Source organism: Streptomyces sp. NPDC017993 (genome assembly GCF_044328065.1).
In the GTDB taxonomy this organism is placed as follows: domain Bacteria; phylum Actinomycetota; class Actinomycetes; order Streptomycetales; family Streptomycetaceae; genus Streptomyces.
Genome location: NZ_JBIRGO010000016.1, coordinates 1 through 23,771, shown reverse-complemented (window position 1 = coordinate 23,771; position 23,771 = coordinate 1). Strand labels below are relative to the sequence as shown.

22 protein-coding genes are annotated in these 23,771 nt (G+C 71.5%); 14 read left to right on the top strand and 8 right to left on the bottom strand.

Going from position 1 to position 23,771, the window contains the following annotated elements; genetic code table 11:
* Nucleotides 1-222: 222 nt before the first annotated feature.
* Nucleotides 223-1,011, top strand: coding sequence for a ferritin-like domain-containing protein (locus ACH4FH_RS26970; RefSeq protein WP_398558495.1), 789 nt, complete (start codon nt 223-225; stop codon nt 1,009-1,011).
* A gap of 45 nt (nt 1,012-1,056) precedes the next feature.
* Here the strand turns inward: ACH4FH_RS26970 and corA are convergent, their stop codons facing one another.
* On the bottom strand, nt 1,057-2,049 hold the full coding sequence (gene corA, locus ACH4FH_RS26965) for a magnesium/cobalt transporter CorA (RefSeq protein WP_398558494.1): 993 nt from the start codon (nt 2,047-2,049) through the stop codon (nt 1,057-1,059).
* A 59-nt stretch (nt 2,050-2,108) separates the two neighbouring features.
* On the opposite strand from corA, the gene ACH4FH_RS26960 reads away from it, so the two are divergent.
* The 4 genes from ACH4FH_RS26960 to mshC all read left to right on the top strand — a co-directional run bounded on the left by ACH4FH_RS26960 (nt 2,109) and on the right by mshC (nt 5,772).
* Nucleotides 2,109-2,807 carry a histidine phosphatase family protein gene (locus ACH4FH_RS26960; protein ID WP_398558493.1) on the top strand — a complete coding sequence of 233 codons (699 nt, stop codon included), beginning with the start codon at nt 2,109-2,111 and terminating at the stop codon, nt 2,805-2,807.
* A 118-nt stretch (nt 2,808-2,925) separates the two neighbouring features.
* Complete coding sequence (locus ACH4FH_RS26955; protein ID WP_398558492.1) at nt 2,926-3,516, top strand: DUF3090 domain-containing protein; 591 nt, start codon at nt 2,926-2,928, stop codon at nt 3,514-3,516.
* Nucleotides 3,517-3,521: 5 nt separating this feature from the next.
* The gene (locus ACH4FH_RS26950) at nt 3,522-4,421 is read left to right on the top strand and encodes an SCO1664 family protein (RefSeq protein ID WP_398558632.1); all 900 of its coding nucleotides are present in this window, start codon (nt 3,522-3,524) and stop codon (nt 4,419-4,421) included.
* 121 nt (nt 4,422-4,542) lie between these two features.
* Complete coding sequence (gene mshC / locus ACH4FH_RS26945) at nt 4,543-5,772, top strand: cysteine--1-D-myo-inosityl 2-amino-2-deoxy-alpha-D-glucopyranoside ligase (RefSeq protein WP_398558491.1); 1,230 nt, start codon at nt 4,543-4,545, stop codon at nt 5,770-5,772.
* A gap of 338 nt (nt 5,773-6,110) precedes the next feature.
* Here the strand turns inward: mshC and ACH4FH_RS26940 are convergent, their stop codons facing one another.
* On the bottom strand, nt 6,111-7,247 hold the full coding sequence (locus ACH4FH_RS26940; RefSeq protein WP_398558490.1) for a PAC2 family protein: 1,137 nt from the start codon (nt 7,245-7,247) through the stop codon (nt 6,111-6,113).
* 261 nt (nt 7,248-7,508) lie between these two features.
* Between ACH4FH_RS26940 and ACH4FH_RS26935 the strand changes: the two genes are divergently transcribed.
* The 8 genes from ACH4FH_RS26935 to ACH4FH_RS26900 all read left to right on the top strand — a co-directional run bounded on the left by ACH4FH_RS26935 (nt 7,509) and on the right by ACH4FH_RS26900 (nt 16,260).
* Complete coding sequence (locus ACH4FH_RS26935) at nt 7,509-8,876, top strand: enolase C-terminal domain-like protein (RefSeq protein ID WP_398558489.1); 1,368 nt, start codon at nt 7,509-7,511, stop codon at nt 8,874-8,876.
* On the top strand, nt 8,873-9,670 hold the full coding sequence (locus ACH4FH_RS26930) for an SDR family NAD(P)-dependent oxidoreductase (RefSeq protein WP_398558488.1): 798 nt from the start codon (nt 8,873-8,875) through the stop codon (nt 9,668-9,670). Before ACH4FH_RS26935 ends, ACH4FH_RS26930 begins: the two co-directional genes overlap by 4 nt.
* 68 nt (nt 9,671-9,738) lie before the next feature.
* Nucleotides 9,739-10,770 carry a sugar ABC transporter substrate-binding protein gene (locus tag ACH4FH_RS26925; RefSeq protein ID WP_398558487.1) on the top strand — a complete coding sequence of 344 codons (1,032 nt, stop codon included), beginning with the start codon at nt 9,739-9,741 and terminating at the stop codon, nt 10,768-10,770.
* Between the two features lie 86 nt (nt 10,771-10,856).
* Nucleotides 10,857-12,389 (top strand): sugar ABC transporter ATP-binding protein, encoded by a 1,533-nt coding sequence (locus ACH4FH_RS26920; protein WP_398558631.1) that lies wholly within the window; start codon nt 10,857-10,859, stop codon nt 12,387-12,389.
* On the top strand, nt 12,386-13,420 hold the full coding sequence (locus ACH4FH_RS26915) for an ABC transporter permease (RefSeq protein WP_398558486.1): 1,035 nt from the start codon (nt 12,386-12,388) through the stop codon (nt 13,418-13,420). The genes ACH4FH_RS26920 and ACH4FH_RS26915 overlap by 4 nt, the downstream gene beginning before the upstream one ends.
* Before the next feature lie 6 nt (nt 13,421-13,426).
* The gene (locus ACH4FH_RS26910) at nt 13,427-14,443 is read left to right on the top strand and encodes an aldo/keto reductase (protein WP_398558485.1); all 1,017 of its coding nucleotides are present in this window, start codon (nt 13,427-13,429) and stop codon (nt 14,441-14,443) included.
* Nucleotides 14,440-15,288, top strand: coding sequence for an amidohydrolase family protein (locus ACH4FH_RS26905; RefSeq protein ID WP_398558484.1), 849 nt, complete (start codon nt 14,440-14,442; stop codon nt 15,286-15,288). The genes ACH4FH_RS26910 and ACH4FH_RS26905 overlap by 4 nt, the downstream gene beginning before the upstream one ends.
* Before the next feature lie 150 nt (nt 15,289-15,438).
* Nucleotides 15,439-16,260 (top strand): SDR family NAD(P)-dependent oxidoreductase, encoded by an 822-nt coding sequence (locus ACH4FH_RS26900; protein WP_398558483.1) that lies wholly within the window; start codon nt 15,439-15,441, stop codon nt 16,258-16,260.
* Nucleotides 16,261-16,330: 70 nt separating this feature from the next.
* On the opposite strand, the gene ACH4FH_RS26895 is transcribed toward ACH4FH_RS26900, so the two are convergent.
* From ACH4FH_RS26895 to ACH4FH_RS26870, 6 genes are all read right to left on the bottom strand, one after another.
* The gene (locus ACH4FH_RS26895; RefSeq protein ID WP_398558482.1) at nt 16,331-17,002 is read right to left on the bottom strand and encodes a FadR/GntR family transcriptional regulator; all 672 of its coding nucleotides are present in this window, start codon (nt 17,000-17,002) and stop codon (nt 16,331-16,333) included.
* Nucleotides 17,003-17,062: 60 nt separating this feature from the next.
* On the bottom strand, nt 17,063-18,103 hold the full coding sequence (locus ACH4FH_RS26890) for a hypothetical protein (protein ID WP_398558481.1): 1,041 nt from the start codon (nt 18,101-18,103) through the stop codon (nt 17,063-17,065).
* Between the two features lie 217 nt (nt 18,104-18,320).
* Nucleotides 18,321-19,925, bottom strand: coding sequence for an FAD-dependent oxidoreductase (locus tag ACH4FH_RS26885; protein ID WP_398558480.1), 1,605 nt, complete (start codon nt 19,923-19,925; stop codon nt 18,321-18,323).
* Between the two features lie 2 nt (nt 19,926-19,927).
* Complete coding sequence (glpK, locus tag ACH4FH_RS26880) at nt 19,928-21,481, bottom strand: glycerol kinase GlpK (RefSeq protein WP_398558479.1); 1,554 nt, start codon at nt 21,479-21,481, stop codon at nt 19,928-19,930.
* A 49-nt stretch (nt 21,482-21,530) separates the two neighbouring features.
* Nucleotides 21,531-22,319: an MIP/aquaporin family protein gene (locus tag ACH4FH_RS26875; RefSeq protein ID WP_398558478.1), complete on the bottom strand. Its 789-nt coding sequence runs from the start codon at nt 22,317-22,319 to the stop codon at nt 21,531-21,533.
* A 227-nt stretch (nt 22,320-22,546) separates the two neighbouring features.
* The gene (locus ACH4FH_RS26870; RefSeq protein WP_398558477.1) at nt 22,547-23,311 is read right to left on the bottom strand and encodes an IclR family transcriptional regulator; all 765 of its coding nucleotides are present in this window, start codon (nt 23,309-23,311) and stop codon (nt 22,547-22,549) included.
* A gap of 238 nt (nt 23,312-23,549) precedes the next feature.
* On the opposite strand from ACH4FH_RS26870, the gene ACH4FH_RS26865 reads away from it, so the two are divergent.
* A partial coding sequence (locus ACH4FH_RS26865) for a homocysteine S-methyltransferase family protein (RefSeq protein ID WP_398558476.1) occupies nt 23,550-23,771 on the top strand: 222 nt, incomplete at its 3' end.

Here is a 23,771-nt window from a genome sequence, read left to right as displayed (position 1 = left end):
AGTGCCGGGCTTCCGGGAAGCGCTGCGGCCGTGGTGGGGGCTCGGGGGTCTTCCCCGCCACGGCCGTCACGCAGCACAACGCCGCGCCGGGCACGGTGGTTACGCCCCGGTGCCGAGCGGGCATGTCATTCGAACGGCCGAATGGGCCGGTCCTCCGGTTGCCGCACTCCGCACGCCGACCTTGACTTTTTCTGCGGGTGTGTCCGTTCGGAGGTGGCGTGAATGTTCTCGGCCAGAAGCCTGTTCCAAGAGATCGTCGACAACGACGACTCCTATCGCCTGTTCTGCTCCATAGCGGCCAGTGGTGAGACCCAGGGAGGGTGGGAGAACGGCCGGATCGCGGCTCTGCTCCCCCCGTCGATGGCCGATCTCGCGCCCAAGGTCGCGCGGCACGGCGCGGATGAGGACAAGCACGGCAGAATCTTCCAGGCACTGCTGCGAAAGCGTGGCATGACGGCCACCGATGTCCCCGAGCAGACCGACTACACCATGCTGCTGGAGCGGCGCGGCATCGGTCTGGCGCACGACAAGCTGCGCCGCGACGCCCCCCTCAGCGAGCTGGACATCATCACCTACCTCTCGCACAGCAGGGTGACCGAGCAGCGTGCCGCCGACCAGATGGACATGCTGACGAATTACTTCGGTGACCACCCCGAGGTGGGCAAGGCGATCCGGATGATCTCGAACGACGAGGACAACCACCTCGCCTACTGCCACGAGGAACTGCTCCGGCTGGCCCGGGCCGGGCACGGGCGGACCATCCAGCGGATCCTGCACGAGTGCGCGAACGCCGAGATCGCGGTCTACCGGGACGTGAGCCTGGCGGTGATGAGCCACATGGGCCGGATCCTGAAGTGGCCCCCGGCCAAGTCCGCGATGCTACGGGCGGGAATCCGGGCGATGTACGGCTACGAGCGGGCGGGCGGCTGGCGGCGGATGGTCAGCCTTGCGATGCCCGAGCGGCGTGACGCGCTGGGCGGGCCGGCCAGTTCCGCGGCGGAGTTCGCCTGACGGCGCACCGCCCACCGGTGTGACGGGGGCCTGCCGGCCCGGCCGTCACAGCCAGCCGCGGCGTTTGAACTGCCGGTACAGCCAGACCTCCAGGGAGACCATCACCAGCAGGATCGCCGGGTAGCCCAGGGACCACCGCAGCTCCGGCATGTGCTCGAAGTTCATCCCGTAGATGCCGGCGATCAGGGTGGGGACGGCGGCCAGCGCCGCCCACGACGAGATCTTGCGCATGTCGTCGTTCTGCCGCACACCCATCTGCGCGAGGTGGGCGGAGAGAATGTCCGACAGCAGCCGGTCCAGGCCCTCGACCGACTCGTTGGCGCGGGTGAGATGGTCGTCGACGTCGCGGAAGAACGGGCGGGCCTTCTCGTGCACGAACGGCACCCCGGGGTTCTGCAGCCGGGCCATCGGCTCGGCCAACGGGCCGGTAGCGCGCCGGAATTCGAGGATCTCGCGCTTGAACGCGTAGATCGCGGCCGCGGTGTTCCTGGTGTCGCTGCGGACCGGTGCGAAGACCTCGGCCTCCAACTCCTCCAGATCCAGCTGGAGTTCGGCGGCGACCTCGATGTAGTGGTCGACCACCGCGTCGCTGACGGCGTACAGCACCGCGGTGGGCCCGTGCCGGAGGATCTTCGGCTGCTGCTCCAGGCGCAGGCGCACGGCGCGCAGCGGGCTCGCCTCGCCGTGCCGGACGGTGACGACGAACGAGTCGCCGAGGAAGAGCATCAGCTCCGAGGCGGTGACGGTGTCGGCCGCGTCGTCGTAGGTGACCGGCTTGAGCACCACGAACAGTGAGTCGTCGTAGACCTCCAGCTTCGGTCGTTGATGGGCCTTGAGGGCGTCCTCGACCGCCAGCGGATGCAGCCCGAACTGGCTGCTGACGCGATCGAACTCCTCCTGCGTCGGCTCGTGCATGCCGAGCCACAGGAAGGAATTTCCCTCGGCCCGTGCCTCGTCGAGCGCGACGGAGAGATCTTTCGGCCCCTCGGTGCGGCGGCCGTCCCGGTAGATGGCGCAGTCCACGATCACATCTGGCATTCTCACCCCTCCTCCGGCCGCCTGCCAGGAACGGGCCCGGGGAACGTAGGCTGGCGGCCATGCCCACGCTGATCCTGGTGCGGCACGGCCGCTCCACCGCCAACACCTCCGGCGTACTCGCCGGACGGACGCCCGGTGTCGCCCTCGACGAGCGGGGCGCCGCCCAGGCCGCGGCGCTGCCCGCGCGGCTGGCGCAGCTGCCGCTGGCCGCCGTCGTCTGCAGCCCCTTGCAGCGCTGCCAGGAGACCGTGCAGCCGCTGCTCGACGCCCGCCCCGGTCTGCCGCTGCACCAGGAGGACCGGATCAGCGAATGCGACTACGGCGACTGGTCGGGCCGCAAACTCGCCGAGCTGAGCGACCAGCCGCTGATGGAGGTGGTCCAGCAGCACCCGTCCGCCGCCGCCTTCCCCGGCGGCGAGTCGATGCGCGGTATGCAGGCCCGCGCGGTCGACGCGGTACGCGACTGGAACGCCCGCATCGAGGCCGCCCACGGCGCCGAGGCGGCCTACGTGATGTGCTCGCACGGCGACATCATCAAATCCCTTGTCGCCGACGCCCTGGGCATGCACCTCGACCTCTTCCAGCGGATCTCCGTGGAGCCCTGCTCGGTCACCGCGATCCGCTACACCCGGCTGCGCCCCTTCCTCGTACGCCTCGGTGACACCGGTGACTTCGGCGGGCTGGTTCCCCGCGAGGAGGGCGGAGCGGCCGCGGCCGAACGGGATGCCGCGGTCGGCGGTGGTGCGGGAGCACCGTGATCAGTCCGCGCAGTAGGGTGGTGCGACGGCGCTGCCCGCCACGCCCCTGCGATCCGACGCAGTGACCAGGGCCGCAGCGACCGCAGTGCCCCCGCAGTCGAGCAATCGGAGCAGGACGTTGTCCCGTCAGGTGTTCTTCTACGACGCGCCGGACCGCTTCGTGGCCGGTACGGTCGGGCTGCCTGGCCGCCGTAGCTTCTACCTCCAGGCCACCGCGGCAGGCCGCACCACCAGCGTCGCCCTGGAGAAGACCCAGGTCGCGGCCCTCGCGGAGCGGATCGACGAGCTGCTTGACGAGGTGGTGCGGCGCAGCGGCGGCAATGCCCCGGTGCCCGCGATGACCCCCACGGAGGTGTCCGACACCGCCCCGCTGGAGTCGCCGGTCGAGGAGGAGTTCCGGGTCGGCACCATGGCGCTCGCCTGGGACGGCGAGGACGAGCGGATGATCGTCGAGGCGCAGGCCCTGGTGGAGCTGGACGCCGACAACGAAGAGGACCTCGCGGACGCCGAGGAGCGGCTGCTCCAGGACGACGAGAACGGCCCCCCGATGCTCCGGGTGCGTCTCACCGGCACCATGGCCAGGGCGTTCGCCAAGCGGGCCCTGGACGTCGTCAACGCCGGGCGTCCGCCGTGCCCGCTGTGCAGCCTGCCGCTCGACCCGGAGGGACACGTGTGTCCGCGCCAGAACGGATACCGGCGGGACGCGTGAGCGCCATGGAGCCCTCCGTCGAGCCGGCCGGGCAGCTTCCCGGCCCCGCCGCCCCGCAGGACCCGCCGCAGGGCGCGGCGCCGCGGGAGCGGGCCCAGGGACTGCCGGACGCGTTTCTCGCCGAGGGCGAGCTGACGGTGCGCGGGCAGATCAGGGAGGCGTCCAACGCCGTGCTCTACTGCTCGGTCACCCACGAGGGCCGCACCGCCGCCTGCGTCTACAAGCCGGTGGACGGCGAGCGCCCGCTGTGGGACTTCCCCGACGGCACCCTCGCGCAGCGGGAAGTGGCGGCGTACGAGATCTCCCGCGCGACCGGCTGGGACCTGATCCCCACGACCGTGCTGCGGGACGGCCCGTACGGCACCGGCATGGTCCAGGAGTGGATCGAGGCGCCGGCCGCCGGCGATGACGGCGAGGCCGTCCCGGAACTGCTGGCCCTGGTGGAGGACGAGGAGCCGGGGCCGGGCTGGAAGGCCGTCGGCTTCGCGGAGATCGGCGAGGGCCGCACCGCGCTGCTGGTGCACGCCGACCACCCGTGGCTGCGGCGGCTCGCGGTGCTCGACGCGGTGATCAACAACGGTGACCGCAAGGGCGGGCATCTGCTGCCCGCGACCGGCGGACGACTTTTCGCCATCGACCACGGGGTCACCTTCAACGCCGAGGACAAGCTGCGCACGCTTCTGTGGGGCTGGGCGGGAGAGCCGCTGACCGAGGAGGCCCTGGAGGTCCTCCGCGGTCTCCAGGACGCACTGAGGGACGCCGCGCCGCTCGCCGCCCGACTGGCCGAACTGATCACGGACGCCGAGATCGAGGCGTTGCGGGAGCGGGTCGCGGGGCTGCTGCGGACGGGCCGGCACCCGGAGCCCAGCGGTCAGTGGCCCGCGATCCCCTGGCCGCCGGTCTGAGAGCGCCCGCTCGCCCGTCGTGGCTCCTTGCATGATCGGGCCCCGAACACAAGAGCGCCTATCCGGCCAAGAGCGCTGATCCGGTTCGTATGCGGAACATGCGTCCGGTTACGCTCAAGGCATGCATGCATGGCCCGCTTCTGAGGTTCCCGCCCTGCCCGGTCAGGGCAGCGACCTGAGGATCCACGACACCGCGACCGGCGGACGGGTGACCCTCGCCCCCGGTCCCGTCGCCCGTATCTACGTCTGCGGCATCACGCCGTACGACGCCACCCACATGGGGCACGCGGCGACCTACAACGCGTTCGACCTGGTTCAGCGCGTGTGGCTCGACACGAAGCGCCAAGTTCACTACGTACAGAACGTCACCGACGTCGACGACCCGCTCCTGGCGCGGGCCGTCGACACCGGTGTGGACTGGACGGCGCTCGCGGAGCGTGAGACCGCCCTCTTCCGCGAGGACATGACGGCCCTGCGGATGCTGCCGCCCCGCGAGTACATCGGCGCGGTCGAGGCGATACCCGGGATCGTCCCGCTGGTGGAGCGGCTGCGCGACGCCGGCGCCGCGTACGAACTGGACGGCGACACCTACTTCTCCGTCGAGTCCGACCCGCACTTCGGCGAGGTCTCCGGGCTGGACGCGGAGGCGATGAGGCTGCTGTCCGCCGAGCGCGGCGGCGACCCCGAGCGGGAGGGCAAGAAGAGCCCGCTCGACCCGATGCTGTGGATGGCCGCCCGTGAAGGCGAGCCGAGCTGGGACGGCGGCTCCCTCGGCCGCGGCCGGCCCGGCTGGCACATCGAGTGCGTGGCCATCGCCCTGGAACACCTGGGCATGGGCTTCGACGTCCAGGGCGGCGGCTCCGACCTCGCGTTCCCGCACCACGAGATGGGCGCCTCGCACGCCCAGGCGCTCACCGGCGAGCACCCGTTCGCCAAGGCGTATGTGCACGCCGGGATGGTCGCGCTGCACGGCGAGAAGATGTCCAAGTCCAAGGGCAATCTCGTCTTCGTCTCCACGGTGCGGCGCGAGGGCACCGACCCGGCCGCGATCCGGCTCGCGCTGCTCGCGCACCACTACCGCGCGGACTGGGAATGGACCGACGCGGTGCTGGAAGAGGCCGTGGAGCGCCTGGCGCGCTGGCGTGCCGCCGTCTCGCGGCCCGACGGCCCGTCCGCCGACGCCCTCCTCGCGGAGGTCCGTACGGCGCTCGCCGACGACCTGGACTCCCCGGCCGCGCTCGCGGCCGTGGACCGCTGGGCCGCGGCCCAGCAGGCCGACGGCGGCAACGACGAGTCCGCCCCCGGCCTGGTCTCCCGCACGGTCGACGCGCTGCTCGGCGTGGCGCTCTGACGGCCGTGCGCTGACGTCCTCCCCTCCGTCCTCCGGGGCGCTCCCGCCGATCGGCGGGAGCGCCCTCTTTCTTTGTGCGCGGCTCTTTGTGCGTGGGGCCCAACCGGTCGGCGGGCGAAGGCGATTGCGGCGAAGGTGATCGCAGCGATCGCGTGTTCCCGCTCGGTACGCCGGCGCTTGTCGGGGGCGTACCGGGACTCCTCGCGTCGAATCCGTTGCCGACGGGTCGTCACCAGCGCCCGGAGGGGCCGCAGTCGCCGCCGAACGGACCGGGGCGCCGATCCGGCCTCGCGGCAGGTTCGGCGCCCGGTGTGGTGACGCGGTGTTCGGTGCGCGACTCAGCGGTCGGAGTCCTCCGTGCCGCTGCCGTCCTCGGGCTTGCCGGTGTCGCCGGAGTCCGCCCCGTCGGGAACGTCCGGTGACGCGGGCGAGTCCTTGGCGCTCCCGTCCGGCTCCGAGGTGTCCCTTCGCGGCTCCGTGGCGTCCTCGGCGGGCCGGGACTCGCGCGGTTCCTTCGGCGCCGGACGCGGCGGGCGGGTGCGGCCGCTGGAGGTGTCCCGCAGGTAGGAGCCGTCGCGGCCGTCGGTGAGGCCGCCCTCGGTCGCCACGCCCGGTCCGGCCTGCGGATCGCGGCGGCGGAGGTAGCGCTCGAATTCCCGGGCGATCGCCTCGCCCGACGCCTCCGGCAGCTCCGCGGTGTCCCGGGCCTCCTCCAGCGACTGGACGTACTCGGCGACCTCGCTGTCCTCGGCGGCCAGCTGGTCCACGCCCAGCTGCCAGGCGCGCGCGTCCTCGCTCAGCTCGCCGAGCGGGATGCGGATGTCGAGGAGGTCCTCAAGGCGGTTGAGCAGCGCGAGGCTGGCCTTCGGATTCGGCGGCTGGGAGACGTAGTGCGGCACCGCCGCCCACAGGCTCACCGCCGGAACTCCCGCGTGCGTGCACGCCTCCTGGAGGATGCCGACGATGCCCGTGGGGCCTTCGTAGCGCGACTCCTCCAGATCCAGCCGGCCCGCCAGTTCCGTGTCGGAGGTGACGCCGCTGACCGGCACCGGCCGGGTGTGCGGGGTGTCGCCGAGCAGCGCGCCCAGTACGACCAGCATCTCCACGCCCAACTCGTGCGCGAAGCCCAGGATTTCGTTGCAGAACGAGCGCCAGCGCATGCTGGGCTCGATGCCGCGGACCAGGACCAGGTCGCGGGGCCGGCCCTTGCCGTCGGAGTCGGCGACGCGCACGACGGACAGGCGGGTCGTCGGCCAGGTGATCTTGCGCGCGCCGCCCTCCAGGAAGACGGTCGGGCGGTTCACCTGGAAGTCGTAGTAGTCCTCCGCGTCCAGCGCGGCGAAGACCTCGCCCTTCCACTCCCGGTCCAGGTGCGCGACCGCGGCGGAGGCGGCGTCGCCGGCGTCGTTCCAGCCCTCGAACGCGGCCACCATGACCGGGTCGATCAGCTCGGGTACCCCCTCGAGCTCGATCACCCAGCGCCTCCTTCCGACCGGTCGGGCCGCCTCGGGGCGGCCGCCGGCAGCAGTTCCATTACGTGCGTTCCCAAGACTACGGCGTCCGGTGTGTCTGCTCGCAGCCCCTCTGCACGAACGAGTGCTCATTCATCCGACCTGTTTCGAGATCGTCCGATCAACTTCCGTACGCGGTCTGGACGCTGCCGTGTGGGCGGGGCTATACATCGGATGACCGGTAAAGGTCCGATGTTCTTCCGCGACATGCCAGGGGGCGTCCGCATGGCTGCAGCCGACACCGTCACCGCGCTGGAGGTGCACGACGTCCGCTTCCCCACCTCGGAGCAGCTCGACGGCTCGGACGCCATGCATCCCGACCCCGACTACTCCGCGGCCTACGTCCTGCTGCACACCGCCGCCGGGCCGCCCGGCCACGGCTTCTGCTTCACCATCGGGCGCGGCAACGATGTCATGGCGGCCGCGATCCGCTCTCTCGCGCCGCACCTCGTCGGCCGCCCGGCCCCCACCACCGCCGCCGGCCTGGCCGCCCTGTACCGCGACCTCACGCACGACTCCCAGCTGCGCTGGCTCGGCCCGGAGAAGGGCGTGATGCACATGGCGGCGGGCGCGGTGATCAACGCCGCCTGGGACCTCGCGGCCACCCGGGCCGGCCTGCCGGTCTGGGAGTACCTGGCGGCCATGTCCCCCGAGGACCTGGTCTCGCTGGTCGACTTCCGCCACCTCTCCGACGCCCTGACTCCCGCCGAGGCGCTGGCCCTGCTGCGCGCCGCCGAACCGGGCCGCGCCGAGCGCACCGCCCGCCTGCGGGCCGAGGGCTATCCCGCGTACACCACCACGCCCGGCTGGCTCGGCCACGACGACGCCAAGCTGGTGCGGCTGGCCAAGGAGGCGGTGGCCGACGGCTTCGGGCAGATCAAGCTGAAGGTGGGCGGCGACCTGGAGGACGACCGCCGCCGGATGCGGCTTGCCCGGGACGCCGTCGGCCCCGCGGTGCGTATCGCCGTGGACGCCAACCAGCGCTGGGACGTGGCCGAGGCGGTCCGCTGGATGACCGCGCTGGCGCCGTACTCCCCGCACTGGATCGAGGAGCCCACGAGCCCGGACGACATCCTGGGACACGCGGCCGTGCGCGCCGGGCAGCCCGTGCCGGTCGCCACCGGCGAGCATGTCGCCAACCGGGTGGTCTTCAAGCAGCTGTTGCAGGCCGGCGCCGTGGACTTCGTGCAGATCGACGCGGCGCGGGTGGCGGGTGTCAACGAGAACCTCGCGATCCTGCTGCTGGCCGCCAAGTTCGGCGTCCCGGTCTGCCCGCACGCTGGCGGGGTGGGGCTCTGCGAGCTGGTGCAGCACCTCGCGATGTTCGACTACGTGGCGGTCTCCGGCAGCCGCGAGGACCGGGTCATCGAGTACGTCGACCACCTGCACGAGCACTTCACCGATCCGGTGGTCGTCGAGCACGGCCGCTACCGAGCCCCCACCGCGCCGGGGTTCTCCGCCCGGATCAGGCCCGAGTCGGTCGCCGCCCATTCCTATCCCGACGGCCCGGTGTGGCGTGCCCGACGCGACCGCCGGCCACCGCACGCGCACGGCAGGCCCACGGGCCAGGACGAACAGGAGATCACCGTATGAGCACCGGAGCGCAGACCGGCCGCCCGCCTGCCGACTTCGCGGGCATGGGCGCCCTCGTCACCGGCGGCGGCTCCGGCATCGGCGCGGCCACCGCCGCCCTGCTGCTGGCCCGCGGCGCCCGGGTCGCCGTCCTGGACCGCGACCCGTCCGGCGCGCCCGAGGGGGCGATCGGTGTGAAGGCCGATGTGACCTCCGACGCGGCCGTCCGCGCCGCTGTCGCCGAAGCGGTGGGGGAGTTGGGCACCCTGCACACCGTCGTCGGCAACGCCGGGGTGGGAGCCGTCGGCACCGTCGAGGACAACGATGACGCCGAATGGAGCCGGGTGCTGGAGGTGAACGTCATGGGGCTGGTGCGCACCGCACGCGCCGCACTGCCACACCTGCGTCGCGCGGCGGCCGATCAGCCCGGCCGGGTCTCCCTCACCCACACCTGCTCCATCGCGGCCACCGCCGGCCTGCCGCAACGCGCGCTGTACAGCGCCAGCAAGGGGGCCGTCCTCTCGCTGACGCTGGCCATGGCCGCCGACCACATCCGCGAAGGCATCCGCGTCAACTGCGTCAACCCCGGCACCGCCGACACCCCATGGGTCGGCCGGCTGCTGGACCGGGCGGACGATCCGGCCGCAGAGCGCGCCGCACTCAACGCCCGCCAACCGATGGGGCGCATGGTCGCCGCCGACGAAGTGGCCGCCGCCATCGTCTACTTGGCGTCACCGGCCGCGTCCGGGATCACCGGAACCGCACTCGCCGTCGACGGCGGCATGCACGGCCTGCGCCTGCGCCCGGCCACCTGAGCCGCGCCCGGCGGCCCCGTATCCCTCGCTCCGTCACCCCAGCCGTACCCCACGACCAAGGGACCACCATGAGACTGCGTACGACCGGCGCGGCGGCCTGCGCCGTACTGCTCGCCACCGCCGCGCTCGCCGGCTGCAACCGCGGCAGCGACGCCGCCGGCGCCAAGGTGGGCATCGACATGCCCCGTACGGACACCGACTTCTGGAATTCCTACCAGCAGTACGTGGAGAGAGGGCTGGACAAGGGCACCGTGTCCGCGCTGCCGCTGTCCAACTCGCAGAACGACATCTCCAAGGTCGTCTCCAACGTGCAGGCCCTGACCGACCAGGGCGCCAAGGCGATCGTGATGGCCCCTCAGGACACCGGCGCCATCACCGCCGAGCTGGAGCGGCTGGAGGAGAAGAAGATCCCGGTGGTGAGCGTGGACACCCGGCCCGACGAGGGCAAGGTCTACATGGTCGTACGCGCCGACAACCGTGCCTACGGCGAGAAGTCCTGCGACTACCTCGGCAAGAAGCTGGGCGGCAAGGGACGCGTCGCCGAACTCCAGGGAGACCTCAGCTCGATCAACGGGCGGGACCGCTCCGAGGCGTTCGCGACGTGCATGAAGAAGAAGTTCCCCGGCATCACCGTGCACGAGCTGGCCACAGACTGGAAGGGCGAGGTCGCCTCCGCCAAACTGCAGAGCCTGCTCGCCCAGCACCGGGACATCGACGGCCTCTACCTCCAGGCCGGCGGCGCCTTCCTCCAGCCGGTCCTCGCCCTGCTGGAGCAGAAGAAGCTGCTGAAACCGGCCGGTGCCGACGGGCACATCACCATCATCTCCAACGACGGCATACCGGATGAACTGGCCGCGATACGCGCCGGGAAGATCGACGCCACGCTCTCCCAGCCGGCCGACCTCTATGCCAGGTACGCGTTGTTCTACGCACGGGCCGGCCTCGACGGGAAGACCTTCACCCCCGGCCCGACCGATCACGGCTCGACGATCGTGAAGATCAAGAACGGGCTGGAGGACCAGCTGCCGGCGCCTCTGGTCACCAAGGACAACGTCGACGACCCGAAGCTGTGGGCCAATCAGCTCCAGAAGCGGAAGTAGCGGCCGTGGACACCACCGGCCGCCCCGCCCCGGGCGAGGAGGGACCCGCGGTCGGCCCGCAGGAGGCCGCGGTACACGCCGAGGGGATCGTCAAACGCTACGGGCCGACCGTCGCCCTCGACGGCGCCCGGCTGACCGTACGGCCGGGCGAGGCGCACGCCCTCGTCGGCCGCAACGGCGCCGGCAAGTCCACCCTGGTCTCCGTGCTGACCGGGATGGAGCGGCCGGACGCCGGCGAGGTCACCTTCGGCGGTGCGCCCGCGCCCGGCTGGGGGGACACCGCCGCCTGGCAGCGCAGGGCCGCCTGCGTCTACCAGAAGTCCATGACCGTGCCCGAGCTGACCGTCGCGGAGAACCTCTACCTCAACCGCTTCCAGGGCGAGCGGACCATCCGCTGGCGGGCACTGCGCGCGCGGGCGCGCGAGCTGCTCGCCGACTACGGCGTCGAGGTCGACCCGGCCGCCCGCATCAAGGATCTCGGGGTCGAGCAGCGGCAGTTCGTGGAGATCGCCCGCGCGCTGTCCTTCGGCGCCCGGCTGATCATTCTCGACGAGCCGACCGCCCGGCTCGACGCCGGCGGCATCGCCCGGCTCTTCGCCAAACTGCGGGAACTGCGCGCCCAGGGCGTCGCCTTCCTGTTCATCTCGCACCATCTGCAGGAGGTCTACGAGCTGTGCGACACCGTCACCGTCTTCCGAGACGCCCGGCAGGTGCTGACCGCCCCGGTCTCCGGGCTGGCCAAGGACGACCTGGTGGCGGCGATGACGGGGGAGGGGGCGGGCGCTGCGCGGCGGGCGGCGCCGTCCCGGCGGCCGGCAGGCGAGCCGGTGCTGCGTACCGAAGCGCTCGCTCTCGACGGCCGGTTCGCGCCGCTGGATCTGACCGTACGGGCCGGTGAGGTGGTGGGGCTGGCAGGCGCGACGGCCAGCGGGAACACCGCGATCGCCGAGACCCTGGTCGGGCTGCGCGCGCCCAGCGGTGGCCGGATCGCCGTGCGCGGCCGGCCCGTCAGAACGGGCAGTGTGCCGCACGCCCTCGACGCGGGCATCGGCTACGTCCCCGAGGACCGGCACCGGGAGGGGCTGATCCTGGGCCGCAGTGTCGCCGAGAACGCCACCTTGACCGTCACCGACCAACTCGGGCCGGCCGGAACCGTACTGCCCGCCAGGATCCGGGAGTTCGCCGGGCGCATGATCAGGTCGCTGGACATCAAGACCACCGGCCCCGGGCAGCCGGTGTCCGGGCTCTCCGGCGGCAACCAGCAGAAGGTCGTCATCGCCCGTGCGCTGGCCCGCGACCCCGGCGTGCTGGTCGCGGTCCGGCCCACCAACGGGGTGGACGTCAGGTCCAAGGACGCGTTGCTCGGCGTGGTGCGCGATGTCGCGGACCGCGGCCGCGCCGCGGTGATCGTCTCCGACGAGCTGGACGACCTGCGGATCTGCGACCGGGTGCTGGCGGTCTTCCACGGCCGGGTGATCGCCGAGTTCACCGGCGGCTGGCGCGATCACGAGCTGGTGGCGGCCATGGAAGGTATGGCGGACAGGGCGGACAGGGCGGGTGCACCCGGCACCGGGCCCGCTCCATCGCACACGGAGGGAACGGAAGGGACCGCGCCATGACCGAGACCGCATCGCCACCGGCCACCGACGCGGTGGGCAAGTCCGCCGCGCCCGATCGTGCCCCGGGCGGCCTCGCCCGCTGGCGGGACTTCTCCCTCGTACCGGTGATCTTCGTGCTGGGCGTCATCGGCTTCATCGTCTCGCCCGCCTTCCTCACCCAGGACAACCTCATCGGCGTCATCCAGCAGTCCACGGAGCTGGGCCTGCTGGTGCTGGGCGAGGCGCTCATCCTGATCAGCGGCCGGATGGACCTGTCGCTGGAGTCGACCATCGGCCTGGCACCGGTGATCGCGCTGTGGCTGGTGATGCCCGCGCAGGGTTCCCGCTTCGCCGGCCTGGAACTCTTCCCGGCCTGGACGGCGATCCCGCTCTGCCTCGCCGTGGGCGCGGCGGTCGGCGCGGCCAACGGTTTCCTCATCCTGACCCTGCGGGTCAACGGATTCATCGCCACCCTCGGGATGCTCACCATGCTGCGCGGCCTTCAGGTGGGCATCTCCGAAGGGCAGTCCATCGGCGGCGTCCCGGCGTCCTTCGCCTATCTGGGCAAGGCCGACTGGCTGGGCGTCCCGGCCGCCGTCTGGATCTGCCTTGCCCTCTTCGCGTGCGGCGGCGGGGTGCTGGGATATCTGCGGCACGGACGGGCGTTGTACGCGATCGGCGGGAACCCGGAGGCGGCCCGCGCGGCCGGCGTACGGGTGGACCGCATCACCTGGATCGTGCTGGCGGTGGGCGGGGTGCTCGCCGCGTTCGCCGGCATCCTCTACACCGGCCACTACGGCGCGGTCTCCGCGAGCCAGGGCAACGGCTGGATCTTCCAGGTGTTCGCCGCCGCGGTGATCGGCGGTATCAGCCTCAAGGGCGGCCGCGGCACCCTGTTCGGCGCGCTCACCGGCGTCCTCACCCTCCAGCTGGTGATCAATGTGATGACGCTGGGCGGAGTGCCGCCGCTGTGGACGCAGTTCCTCAACGGCATGATCATCATCATCGCGCTGGTCATCTCCCGGTTCACCAGCGGCGAGAAGCAGGACTGAGCGGCCATGAGCCATCAACCCTTTGCGCCAAGGGAGTTGGGGCGCAGCGGCGTCACCGTCCCGGCCCTCGGCCTCGGCTGCGCCCCGCTCGGCAACCTCTACCGCGCCATCCCCGAGGAACAGGCCCAGCAGGTGGTGCGTACCGCCTTCGCCACCGGCGCGCGCTACTTCGACACCGCCCCCCACTACGGCCTCGGCCTCTCGGAGGAGCGTCTCGGGCGGGCGCTGCGCGGCCACGACCGGGGCGCGTACACGCTCTCCACAAAGGTCGGCCGCAGGCTGCGGCCGCTCGCACCGGGAGAGGGGGTGGACGGCGAGGGATTTGTCGACACCCCGGCACGCGCCCGGGTACGGGACTTCTCCCGCGACGGCATCCGCGCCACCCTCGACGCGTCCCTGAAGCGGCTCGGCGTGGACGCCGTCGACATCGTCTACCTGCACGATGTCGAGGAGCACCTGCCCGAGGTGTACGCGACCGGCTTTCCCGCGCTCGCCGAACTGCGCGCCCAGAAGGTGGTCCGCGCCATCGGCTTCGGCATGAACCACAGCGATGTGCTGGCACGTCTGGTCGCGGAGCTCGACGTGGACGTGGTGCTGTGCGCGGGCCGCTGGACGCTGCTGGAGCGCACCGCGTTCGACGATCTGCTGCCGGTGTGTGCGCGGCGTGGCACCTCGGTGGTCGTCGGCGGTGTCTACAACTCCGGTCTGCTGGCGGATCCGTCCCCCGGCGCGCCGTACAACTACGCGCCCGCACCGCACGAGCTGCTCCGCCGGGCGTGTCAACTCGCCGCGGTGTGCGCGGAATTCGCCGTCCCGCTCAAGGCCGCGGCGCTCCGCTTCCCGTTCGGGCACCCGAGCGTCGCGTCAGCCGTGGTCGGTGCCGCCACCCCTGAGGAGGCCGCGCAGAACGCCACGCTTTTCGAGCGGGACATCCCCGACGAGTTGTGGCATACCCTCGTCGCCCGGGGCCTGCTCGACCCGGATCTGCCGCTGCCCCTCGCCGCCCCTGGAGCCTGTTCTTGACGCGCATCGACGCCCATCACCATCTGTGGGACCTGAGCCGGCGCGCTCAGCCGTGGATGGACGGTTCGTGGGCGGACCCGATCCGCCGCAGCTACGCGCTGCCCGATCTCCTCCCGCATCTGGAGGCGCACGGCATCGACGGCACCGTCCTGGTCCAGTCCTCGTCGTCGTGCGAGGAGACGGCCGAACTGCTGGCGGTCGCGGCCGGGGACGGGCCGGTGCGCGGCGTCGTCGGCTGGGCCGACCTCACCGATCCGGCGCTCGCCGAGGTGCTCGCGGGGCTCCCTGCGGGCCTGGTGGGCATCAGGCACCAGGTGCAGGACGAGGCGGACCCGGACTGGCTCGCGCGGCCGGATGTGCTTCGCGGTCTGCGCGTCCTGTCCGATGCCGGGCTGGTCTACGACTTGCTGGTCACGCCGCGCGAGCTGCCGGCCGCGCTGACCGCCGCGCGCGCCCTGCCGGGCCTGGCCCTGGTGCTGGACCACGCGGCCAAACCGGCCATCGCCCAGGGCGATTGGCAGCCCTGGGCCGACCTGGTCGCCGAGCTGGCCCGGCTGCCGCAGGTGACCTGCAAGCTCTCCGGGCTGGTCACCGAGGCCGATCGGTCCGGCTGGCGGCCGCAGCAGATCCTGCCCTACGCCCGGCACGTCCTGGATGTCTTCGGGCCGGACCGCGTCATGTTCGGCTCCGACTGGCCGGTCTGCACCCTGGCCGCCGACTACGACGACGTCTTCGCCCTCGCCGAGGCCGCCACCGGCCCGCTCGACGACACCGAGCGGGCCGCCGTCTTCGGCGGAACGGCCGTGCGGGTGTACGGCATCGGGCCGGGGCGGGCCGGGCGGTAGTTCGCGGACGCGTCCCAGGCCGCGTCCGCACGCCCTGGCCGCCGATTCGGCGTCCGGATTCCGCCAGCACCCTTCTTCGCGCCGTCCGAGGATCGAGTTGTGCCGCTGACGTGAGCGGTGCGGACCACGAGCCGAAAGGTGGGCGACAGCATGGCAACGACAGCCGCGGGAACCGGGGCAGGCACGACGGCCGGGACGACAACGCCGGAAGGGGGAACGGCGACGGGCGGTGCGCGGCAGCTCCGCGGCAAGGTGGCGCTGGTGACCGGCGGCAGCCGCGGCATCGGTGCGGCGACGGCACTACGGCTCGCCGCGGACGGCGCGGCCGTGGCGCTCACCTACCTGAGCCGGCAGGACCGCGCGGAGCAGGTCGTCAAGGAGATCGAGCAGGCCGGCGGACAGGCATGGGCGATACGGGCCGACAGCGCGGACCCGGAGGAGGTGCGGTCCTCGGTGACGGGCACCGCCGACCGCTTCGGGCGGCTCGACATCCTGGTGAACAACGCGGGTGCCGGCGTGCTCGGTCCGCTGGAGGGGATCTCCCTCCAGGACGTCGACCGGGTGCTGCACATCAACGTCCGGGCGCCGTTCCTGGCGTCGCAGGCCGCGGCCGGGCTACTGACCGACGGCGGCCGGATCATCACCATCGGCAGCTGCATGGCCGAACGGGTCGCCTTCCCCGGCGGCACCCTCTACGCCACCAGCAAGGCCGCGCTCACCGGCCTGACCAAGACCCTGGCCAGGGAGCTGGGCCCGCGCGGTATCACCGCCAACCTCGTGCACCCCGGGCCGGTCGACACCGACATGAATCCGGCCGACGGGGAGAGCGCCCCGCTGCAGGCCGGGCTCACCGCGCTCGGATCGTACGGACAGGGGGCGGACGTCGCGGCGACGGTGGCGCATCTCGCGGGCGAGGGCGGGCGCTACATCACCGGCGCCTCGATCGCGGTGGACGGCGGCTTCGCGGTCTGAGCGGTCGGCGGCGGGTGTGGGGGAACTGCCGGGCGGGCGCCGACCGCTCGCCCGGCAGCCCGGTCAGGTGTCACAGCGTCGAGCGCAGCCACTGCTCCACGCTGGCGATGTGCACCGTGGCCCACGACCGCGCCGCCTCCGCGTCCCGGTCGCGCAGCGCGGCGACGATCGCCCGGTGCTCGGTGAGCGTGCGCGTCACCGCGTCCTTCTGCGTCAGTCCGCGCCAGATCCGGGCCCGGGTGGTCGGACCGGACAGGCCGTCCAGGAGGGAACAGAGCACGGAGTTGCCGGAGGCCGCGACGATCCGGCGGTGGAACTCCAGATCACCGGCGACCAGGTCCTCCACCGCGGGCTGCGGGCCCAGTGCGTCCAACTGGTCCTCCAGCGCGTCGAGTTCGGCGACCGGGATCCGGCCGGCCGCCATCGCGGTGGCGGCCGGCTCCAGCATGCGCCGGACGGCGAGAAACTCCAGCACCGTGTCGTCGCGGTGGAAGTCCACCACGAAATTCATGGCCTCCAGCAGGAGCTTGGGGTCGAGGCTGGTGACGTAGGTGCCGTCGCCCTGGCGCACGTCCAGAATGCGGATGAGGGAGAGCGCGCGCACCGCCTCGCGCAGCGAGTTGCGCGACAGTCCCAGCTCGGCCGCCAGCTCGCTCTCCTTGGGCAGCCGGTCGCCCGGCCGCAGCGCCCCGGAGACGATCATCCCCTTGATCTTCTCGATGGCCTCGTCGGTGACCGCCATGGCCGCCCTCCCCGCTCGGACCCGCCGGACATCCGCACAGACATCCGATGTCTGGGCCCATTATGACCCGGGACGCTCGCACCAGCCGGTGCGGTACGCGGACCAGTCCTCTTCCGTGGCCGCGAAATCGACATACAGCGCCATTCCGAACCTCCGACGGTCCCCGTCCTCGCGGGTCAGCCCCAGACGCACCCCGCGCACCGCCGCGCGCACCGTCTCCGCCGAGGCGCGGTGCCCGACGTCGTCGGTGTGGAAGAACGGCAGCCCCATCAGCAGATCGGTACGGCCGCCGGTCGCCTCCAGCGCCAGCCGGGTCTGCTGCGCCACATAGCCGCCGTACAGCCCCTCGGTCGGCAGCGCGGTGTCGTACGACATCAGCGCGATCTGATCGACGCGGCGCGCCACCTGCCCGAAGAACCGCTGGGATATCCACTTGCGATGCCCCGTCACCGCCCCGCTGAGGGTGTGCAGGCCGGGCAGCGGGTCTATCTGGTGGACGGCCACGGAGAGCAACGCGCCCCGGCCGCGGACCGCGGGCCCGAGCCGGTCCAGCAGCCGCAGGTAGTCGGCGTTTTCGGAGTGCACCGGCTCCAGATCCAGATGGACCCCGGCGAACCCCTCCGCCAGGACCCGGCGCGCGCTCGCCACGATCGCCCGGCGGGCCGCCGCGTCCGACAGCCGCAGCCCGCCCCGCTCGTCGGCGTCGTACACCAGCCGGTCGCCCAGCCAGGCGTGCACCCGAACCGACGGCAGCGCGCGGTGCACCGCGGCGATCAGCCACTTGGCACGCGGATGCGCCGTACGGGCCGGGGGCAGGGTGCCGTCATGCTCCAACGGGCCGGCGTGTACGTACAGATCGCGTATCCCGGTGCCCGCGACGCGCCGCTTCAGCGCAGCCACATCGGTGGCGTCCCGCCGGCCGTCAACCCAGGCGTGCCCCAGCCAGATGGCGTCCCGGCCGCGGGTGACCGCCTCCGGCGAGGCCGCTCCCGCATACCCGGCGCGCAGAGCGGTGCCGGCGATCGTCACCGGCAGGACGACCAGCACGGCGACCACCCAGGCCGCCCATTTCCCCGCGCGCCGCAACCGTCGACGAGCCATCGTCCTACCCCCGTTGATGCGTTTTCGGGGACATCATGGCAGCCGCCACTGACAGTCACCCCTCCGCCGCCCGCACCGAGGCGCCGGGCGCCTCGCGGCGGATCACCGGGGCAGCCCGCCCGCGGACACGGCGATGGGGCGGCCCCCCGTGGACCGCCCCATCACTGTTGTTCTTCGGGCACATGAGCTGCCGTCAGCCGTGTCCCCGGCCGGGGAGTCAGCCCTCCAGCATGCCCTTGACCTTGGCGCGAACGTCCTCCGTGTCCAGGCCGCGGATCATCAGCGTCGTACGGCGACGGAGCACGTCGTCGACCGTCTCGGCCCACTCGTTGTCCCGGGCGTAGGCGACCTGCGCCCAGATCTCCGGCGCGTCCGGGTGGATGCGCTCGGCCAGCGCCGAGTCCTCGTTCGCCATCCGCGCGATGTCGAAGGACAGCGAGCCGTAGTGGGTGGCGAGGTGCCTGGCGGTCTCGGGGGCCATCCGGGGGCCAGGCGTGCCACCGTCGATGAGCAGCCGGTGCGCGACCGCGTTGGGGTTGGCGATGCCGGGCAGCGGGAGCTTCTTCGGCAGGTGCGCGATCGGCTCCATGTCGTCGGCCAGCGGCTGGCCGGGCAGCGCGGCGAGCTTGTTCATGACCGTACGGCCGATGTGGCGGAAGGTCGTCCACTTGCCGCCGGCGACCGACAGCATGCCGCCGCTGCCCTCGGTGACGACCGTCTCGCGCTTGGCCTTCGAGGTGTCTCCGGGGCCGCCGGGCAGCACCCGCAGGCCCGCGAAGGAGTACGTGATCAGGTCGCGGGAGAGCTGCTGGTCACGGACGGAGTAGGCCGCCTCGTCCAGGATCTGGGCGGTGTCCTTCTCGGTGACCGTGACATCCGCCGGGTCGCCCTCGAACTCCTCGTCGGTGGTGCCGAGCAGCAGCATGTCCTCCCAGGGGAGGGCGAAGGTGATGCGGTACTTGTCGATCGGGGTGGCGAGCGCGGCCTTCCAGGGGGCGGTGCGCTTGAGGACCAGGTGCGCGCCCTTCGACAGGCGGATGGAGGGCGCCGCGTTCGGGTCCTCCAGCTTGCGCAGGTGGTCCACCCAGGGCCCGGTGGCGTTGAGCACCAGGCGCGCGTTTATCCCGAACTCGTGGGAGTCCAGCCGGTCCTTGAGCTCCGCGCCGGTGACCCGTCCCTGGGTGAAGCGCAGGCCGGTGACCTCGGCGTGGTTGAGGACCGTGGCGCCGGCCGCGACCGCCGCGCGGACGGTCATCAGGGCCATCCGGGAGTCGTTCATCTGGTCGTCGCCGTACACGGCCACGGCCTTGAGGTTCTCCGTCCGCAGCTCGGGCACATCGCGCTGCGCCTTCGACGGGCTGATGACGTGGCCGACGCCGTCACCGAACGCGGAGAGCGCGGAGTAGGCGAAGACGCCCGCGCCGAGCTTGGCCGCGCCGTGCGGGCCGCCCTTGTAGACGGGCAGGTAGAAGGTGAGGGGGTTGGCGAGGTGCGGTGCCACATCGCGGGACACCGCACGCCGCTCGAAGTGGTTCTCCGCCACCAGCTTCACCGCACCGGTCTGCAGGTAGCGCAGACCGCCGTGCAGCAGCTTCGAGGAGGCGGAGGAGGTGGCGCCGGCGAAGTCACCGGCGTCCACCAGAGCCACCCGCAGCCCGGCCTGCGCGGCGTGCCAGGCAGTGGAGATGCCCAGGATGCCGCCACCGATCACCAGGAGGTCGTACGTCGCCTTGGACAGGTGCTCCCGAGTCTCGGCGCGGCTCGCGGTCGAACCGTCGGCCGGGTGCGTCCCGAGTGCCGGGACGCTCTGCAGGGTGCTCATGTTTACTCCTCGACAGTGCTGTCATCTTCGAGCCAGCCCATCGAGCGTTCGACGGCCTTGAGCCAGCTCTTGTACTCGCGGTCACGGGTGGCCGCATCCATCCGGGGGGTCCATTCGGCGGCCCGCCGCCAGTTGGCGCGCAGTTCGTCGGTGCTGGACCAGAAGCCGACGGCCAGTCCGGCCGCATAGGCAGCGCCGAGGCAGGTCGTCTCGGCGACCATCGGGCGCACCACGGGTGCGTCCAGGAAGTCCGAGAGGGTCTGCATCAGCAGGTTGTTGGAGGTCATTCCGCCGTCGACCTTGAGTGCGGTCAGATCGACGCCGGAGTCCTTGGTCATGGCGTCGCTGATCTCGCGGGTCTGCCAGGCGGTGGCCTCGAGCACGGCACGGGCGATGTGCGCCTTGGTGACGTAGCGGGTGAGGCCGGTGATCACACCGCGGGCGTCGGGGCGCCAGTACGGTGCGAAGAGGCCGGAGAAGGCGGGCACGAAGTAGGCGCCGCCGTTGTCCTCGACCGAGCTGGCCAGCGTCTCGATCTCGGCCGCGCTGTTGATCAGGCCCATCTGGTCGCGCATCCACTGGACGAGCGAGCCGGTGACGGCGATGGAGCCTTCCAGTGCGTACACCGGCTTCTGGTCACCGATGCGGTAGCCGACGGTGGTCAGCAGCCCGTTGTAGGAGTTGACGGGCTCGTGACCGGTGTTCATCAGCATGAACGTGCCGGTGCCGTACGTCGACTTGGCCTCGCCCTTCTCGTAGCAGGTCTGGCCGAAGAGGGCCGCCTGCTGGTCGCCGAGCGCGGAGGCGACCGGGACGCCCGACAGGACGCCCTCCGCACACCGCCCGTACACCTCGGAAGAGGACTTGATCTTCGGCAGCAGAGCGGCCGGAATGTCGATCGAGGCCAGGATCTTCGGGTCCCAGGCGAGGTTGTGCAGGTTCATCAGGAGGGTGCGCGAGGCGTTGGTGACGTCGGTGACGTGCTCGCCGCCGTCGACGCCGCCGGTGAGGTTCCAGATGACCCAGGAGTCCATGGTGCCGAAGAGGATGTCGCCGGCCTCGGCGCGCTCGCGCAGGCCCTCGACGTTGTCCAGCAGCCAGCGGATCTTCGGGCCGGCGAAGTACGAGGCCAGCGGCAGGCCGGTCTCGCGGCGGAAGCGGTCCTGGCCGACGTTGCGGCCGAGCTCGCGGCAGAGGGCGTCGGTGCGGGTGTCCTGCCAGACGATGGCGTTGTGGACGGGCTCACCGGTGTTCTTGTCCCAGAGGACGGTGGTCTCGCGCTGGTTGGTGATGCCGATGGCCTTGACGTCGGCCGAGGTGATCCCGGCCTTCTCGACGGCGCCGGCGACGACCTGCTGGACGTTGGCCCAGATCTCGGTCGCGTTGTGCTCGACCCAGCCGGGCTTGGGGAAGATCTGCTCGTGCTCCTTCTGGTCGACCGAGACGATCCGGCCGTCCTTGTCGAAGACGATGCAGCGGCTGGAGGTGGTGCCCTGGTCGATGGCCGCGATGAACGGACCGTGGCCGTGCGAGGAGGTGCTGTGGGTGTCGCTCATGGTGTGCTCCAAGGAGTCTGTGCGGGCGGATTCCGGACGGTCAGGCAGGTCAGGCGAATGCCACCTGATATATGCCTCCGGCGATGGCTCCGCCGATCAGCGGGCCGACAACCGGAATCCATGCATAGCTCCAGTCTGAGCCGCCTTTGTTCGGCAGCGGCAGAAGCGCGTGCACGATTCGCGGACCGAGGTCACGGACCGGGTTGATCGCGTAGCCCGTCGGTCCGCCGAGCGACAGTCCGATGCCCACGACGACGAGCGCGACGAGCAGGGTGCCGATCGGGCCGACGCCCTTTCCGTTGTCGCTCAGGCCCAGGGTGAGGATCGCCAGCACGAGCACGATGGTGGCGATGATCTCCGTCGCGATGTTCTGCACGACGTTCCGGATCTCCGGGCCGGTGGAGAAGATGCCCAGGACCGGGCCGGCCTTCGGCGCGGCGGCCTTGTCGACCATGCCTTCCTCACCCGTGTGGTCGGCGAGGACCTCGGGGTCCGTGAGGTGGGCGCGGAACTGTCCGTAGTAGGTGACCCACACCAGTACAGCGCCGATCATCGCGCCGAGCATCTCGCCCGCGAAGTACACCGGCACCTGGTTCCACTCGATGCCGCCCTGAATGGCGAGGCCGATGGTGACCGCGGGGTTGAGGTGCGCGCCGGACTTGGCGGCGATGTAGGCACCCGTGAGGACGGCGAAGCCCCACCCGAAGGCGATGGCGACCCATCCCGCGTTGAACGCCTTGGACTTTTTGAAGGTGACGGCGGCGCACACGCCACCGCCGAGCAAGATCAGAACAGCGGTACCGATGGTCTCGCTGATGAAGATGTCGGAGCTGGACACCGGCGACTCCTTTGTCCTACGTCCAGGGGAAGGCGAACCCCGGGTCCCTCCGGTGGTCCGCACCCTCCGAGAGGGCAGTGGTCGGCCGGCGGCAGTGACCACCATAGCGAATATTGTCGTTAGGTGTTCGACAATGCCGACCGACGAACGGCAGTTTTGTTCACCTCCAGCACCCCGTCAAGGGTGCCGTGGCGAAAAACTTAGATGAACATATCGGTGGAATACGGTCAGAACCGCCCAGCACCAAGATCCCTTGACACCGCGCGTGCACAATCGCGCACCGCAGCGATGATTTCCGGCCGCAGTTCACCGTCCTTGCAGACCCGCTCCACGGCCCCCGTGACACCCACCGCACCCACCGGCATCCGCCGCCGGTCATGGATCGGGGCGGCCAGCGAGGCGACGCCGTCCCAGGTCTCCTCGACGTCCGCGGCCCAGCCGCGCGCCCGGGTCAGGTCGAGCAGCCCCTCGAAGTCCTCCAGCCCGGTCACCGTGCGCGGCGTGAACGCCTCCCGGTCCGCCTCGGCGACCTCGCTGTGCGCCACCGGGTCGTAGGCCGACAGCACCTTGCCCAGCGCCGTGCTGTGCAGCGGCTGCATCGCCCCGACCTCCAGCACCTGCCGGCTGTCGTCCGGACGGAAGACGTGGTGCACGATCAGCACGCCCTGCTGGTGCAGGACGCCCAGATAGACGCTCTCCCCGCTGGAGCGCGCCAGGTCGTCGGTCCACACCAGGGCGCGGGCCCGCAGCTCGTGGACGTCCAGATAGCTGTTGCCCAGCCGCAGCAGCTCCGCGCCCAGCTGGTAGCGGCCGGAGGTCGCGTCCTGCTCGACGAAGCCCTCCTGCTGGAGGGTGCGCAGAATGCCGTGGGCGGTGCCCTTGGCCAGTCCCAGGGAGGAGGAGATGTCGGAGAGCCCCAGCCGCCGCTCCCCTCCTGCGAGCAACCGCAACATCGCGGCGGCCCGCTCCAGCGACTGGATGGTGCGTGCCATCGGGCGACCTCCGAGGTAAGTGGTTCGACAATGCTGAACGATATCGGCCCATGCCGACTCGTGGGGACGCAACGGAAGAGTTGCAGCGATCATGGTGAATGCACCGGCCAGGTCCGTGCCTCCCTGTCCACGGCGTGGAACAACAGTCCCGTCTCCCGGACCGGCAGCTAGGCTGGCCGGGTGCGCCCTCTCCCGGAGGGTGCAAAGCCGACAGCCGTCGCAACCAGGGAGCATCTCCATGGCCTCGTACACGCCATCGTCCACCAGCTCATCCCGCGTCGAATCCTTCCGTGAGGCGCTCGCCACCCGGGTGGTGGTAGCCGACGGCGCGATGGGCACGATGCTGCAGGCGCAGGATCCGACCATGGAGGACTTCGAGCAGCTTGAGGGTTGTAACGAGATCCTCAACATCACGCGTCCGGACATCGTGCGTTCGGTGCATGAGGAGTACTTCGCGGTC

Excerpts from the sequence above, each read along its gene's own strand:
- ACH4FH_RS26970 (WP_398558495.1), top strand. The coding sequence starts at position 223 with ATGTTCTCGGCCAGAAGCCTGTTCCAAGAGATCGTCGACAACGACGAC.
- corA (WP_398558494.1), bottom strand. The coding sequence starts at position 2,049 with ATGCCAGATGTGATCGTGGACTGCGCCATCTACCGGGACGGCCGCCGC.
- ACH4FH_RS26960 (WP_398558493.1), top strand. The coding sequence starts at position 2,109 with ATGCCCACGCTGATCCTGGTGCGGCACGGCCGCTCCACCGCCAACACC.
- ACH4FH_RS26950 (WP_398558632.1), top strand. The coding sequence starts at position 3,522 with ATGGAGCCCTCCGTCGAGCCGGCCGGGCAGCTTCCCGGCCCCGCCGCC.
- mshC (WP_398558491.1), top strand. The coding sequence starts at position 4,543 with ATGCATGCATGGCCCGCTTCTGAGGTTCCCGCCCTGCCCGGTCAGGGC.
- ACH4FH_RS26935 (WP_398558489.1), top strand. The coding sequence starts at position 7,509 with ATGGCTGCAGCCGACACCGTCACCGCGCTGGAGGTGCACGACGTCCGC.
- ACH4FH_RS26930 (WP_398558488.1), top strand. The coding sequence starts at position 8,873 with ATGAGCACCGGAGCGCAGACCGGCCGCCCGCCTGCCGACTTCGCGGGC.
- ACH4FH_RS26925 (WP_398558487.1), top strand. The coding sequence starts at position 9,739 with ATGAGACTGCGTACGACCGGCGCGGCGGCCTGCGCCGTACTGCTCGCC.
- ACH4FH_RS26915 (WP_398558486.1), top strand. The coding sequence starts at position 12,386 with ATGACCGAGACCGCATCGCCACCGGCCACCGACGCGGTGGGCAAGTCC.
- ACH4FH_RS26910 (WP_398558485.1), top strand. The coding sequence starts at position 13,427 with ATGAGCCATCAACCCTTTGCGCCAAGGGAGTTGGGGCGCAGCGGCGTC.
- ACH4FH_RS26900 (WP_398558483.1), top strand. The coding sequence starts at position 15,439 with ATGGCAACGACAGCCGCGGGAACCGGGGCAGGCACGACGGCCGGGACG.
- ACH4FH_RS26895 (WP_398558482.1), bottom strand. The coding sequence starts at position 17,002 with ATGGCGGTCACCGACGAGGCCATCGAGAAGATCAAGGGGATGATCGTC.
- ACH4FH_RS26890 (WP_398558481.1), bottom strand. The coding sequence starts at position 18,103 with ATGGCTCGTCGACGGTTGCGGCGCGCGGGGAAATGGGCGGCCTGGGTG.
- ACH4FH_RS26885 (WP_398558480.1), bottom strand. The coding sequence starts at position 19,925 with ATGAGCACCCTGCAGAGCGTCCCGGCACTCGGGACGCACCCGGCCGAC.
- glpK (WP_398558479.1), bottom strand. The coding sequence starts at position 21,481 with ATGAGCGACACCCACAGCACCTCCTCGCACGGCCACGGTCCGTTCATC.
- ACH4FH_RS26870 (WP_398558477.1), bottom strand. The coding sequence starts at position 23,311 with ATGGCACGCACCATCCAGTCGCTGGAGCGGGCCGCCGCGATGTTGCGG.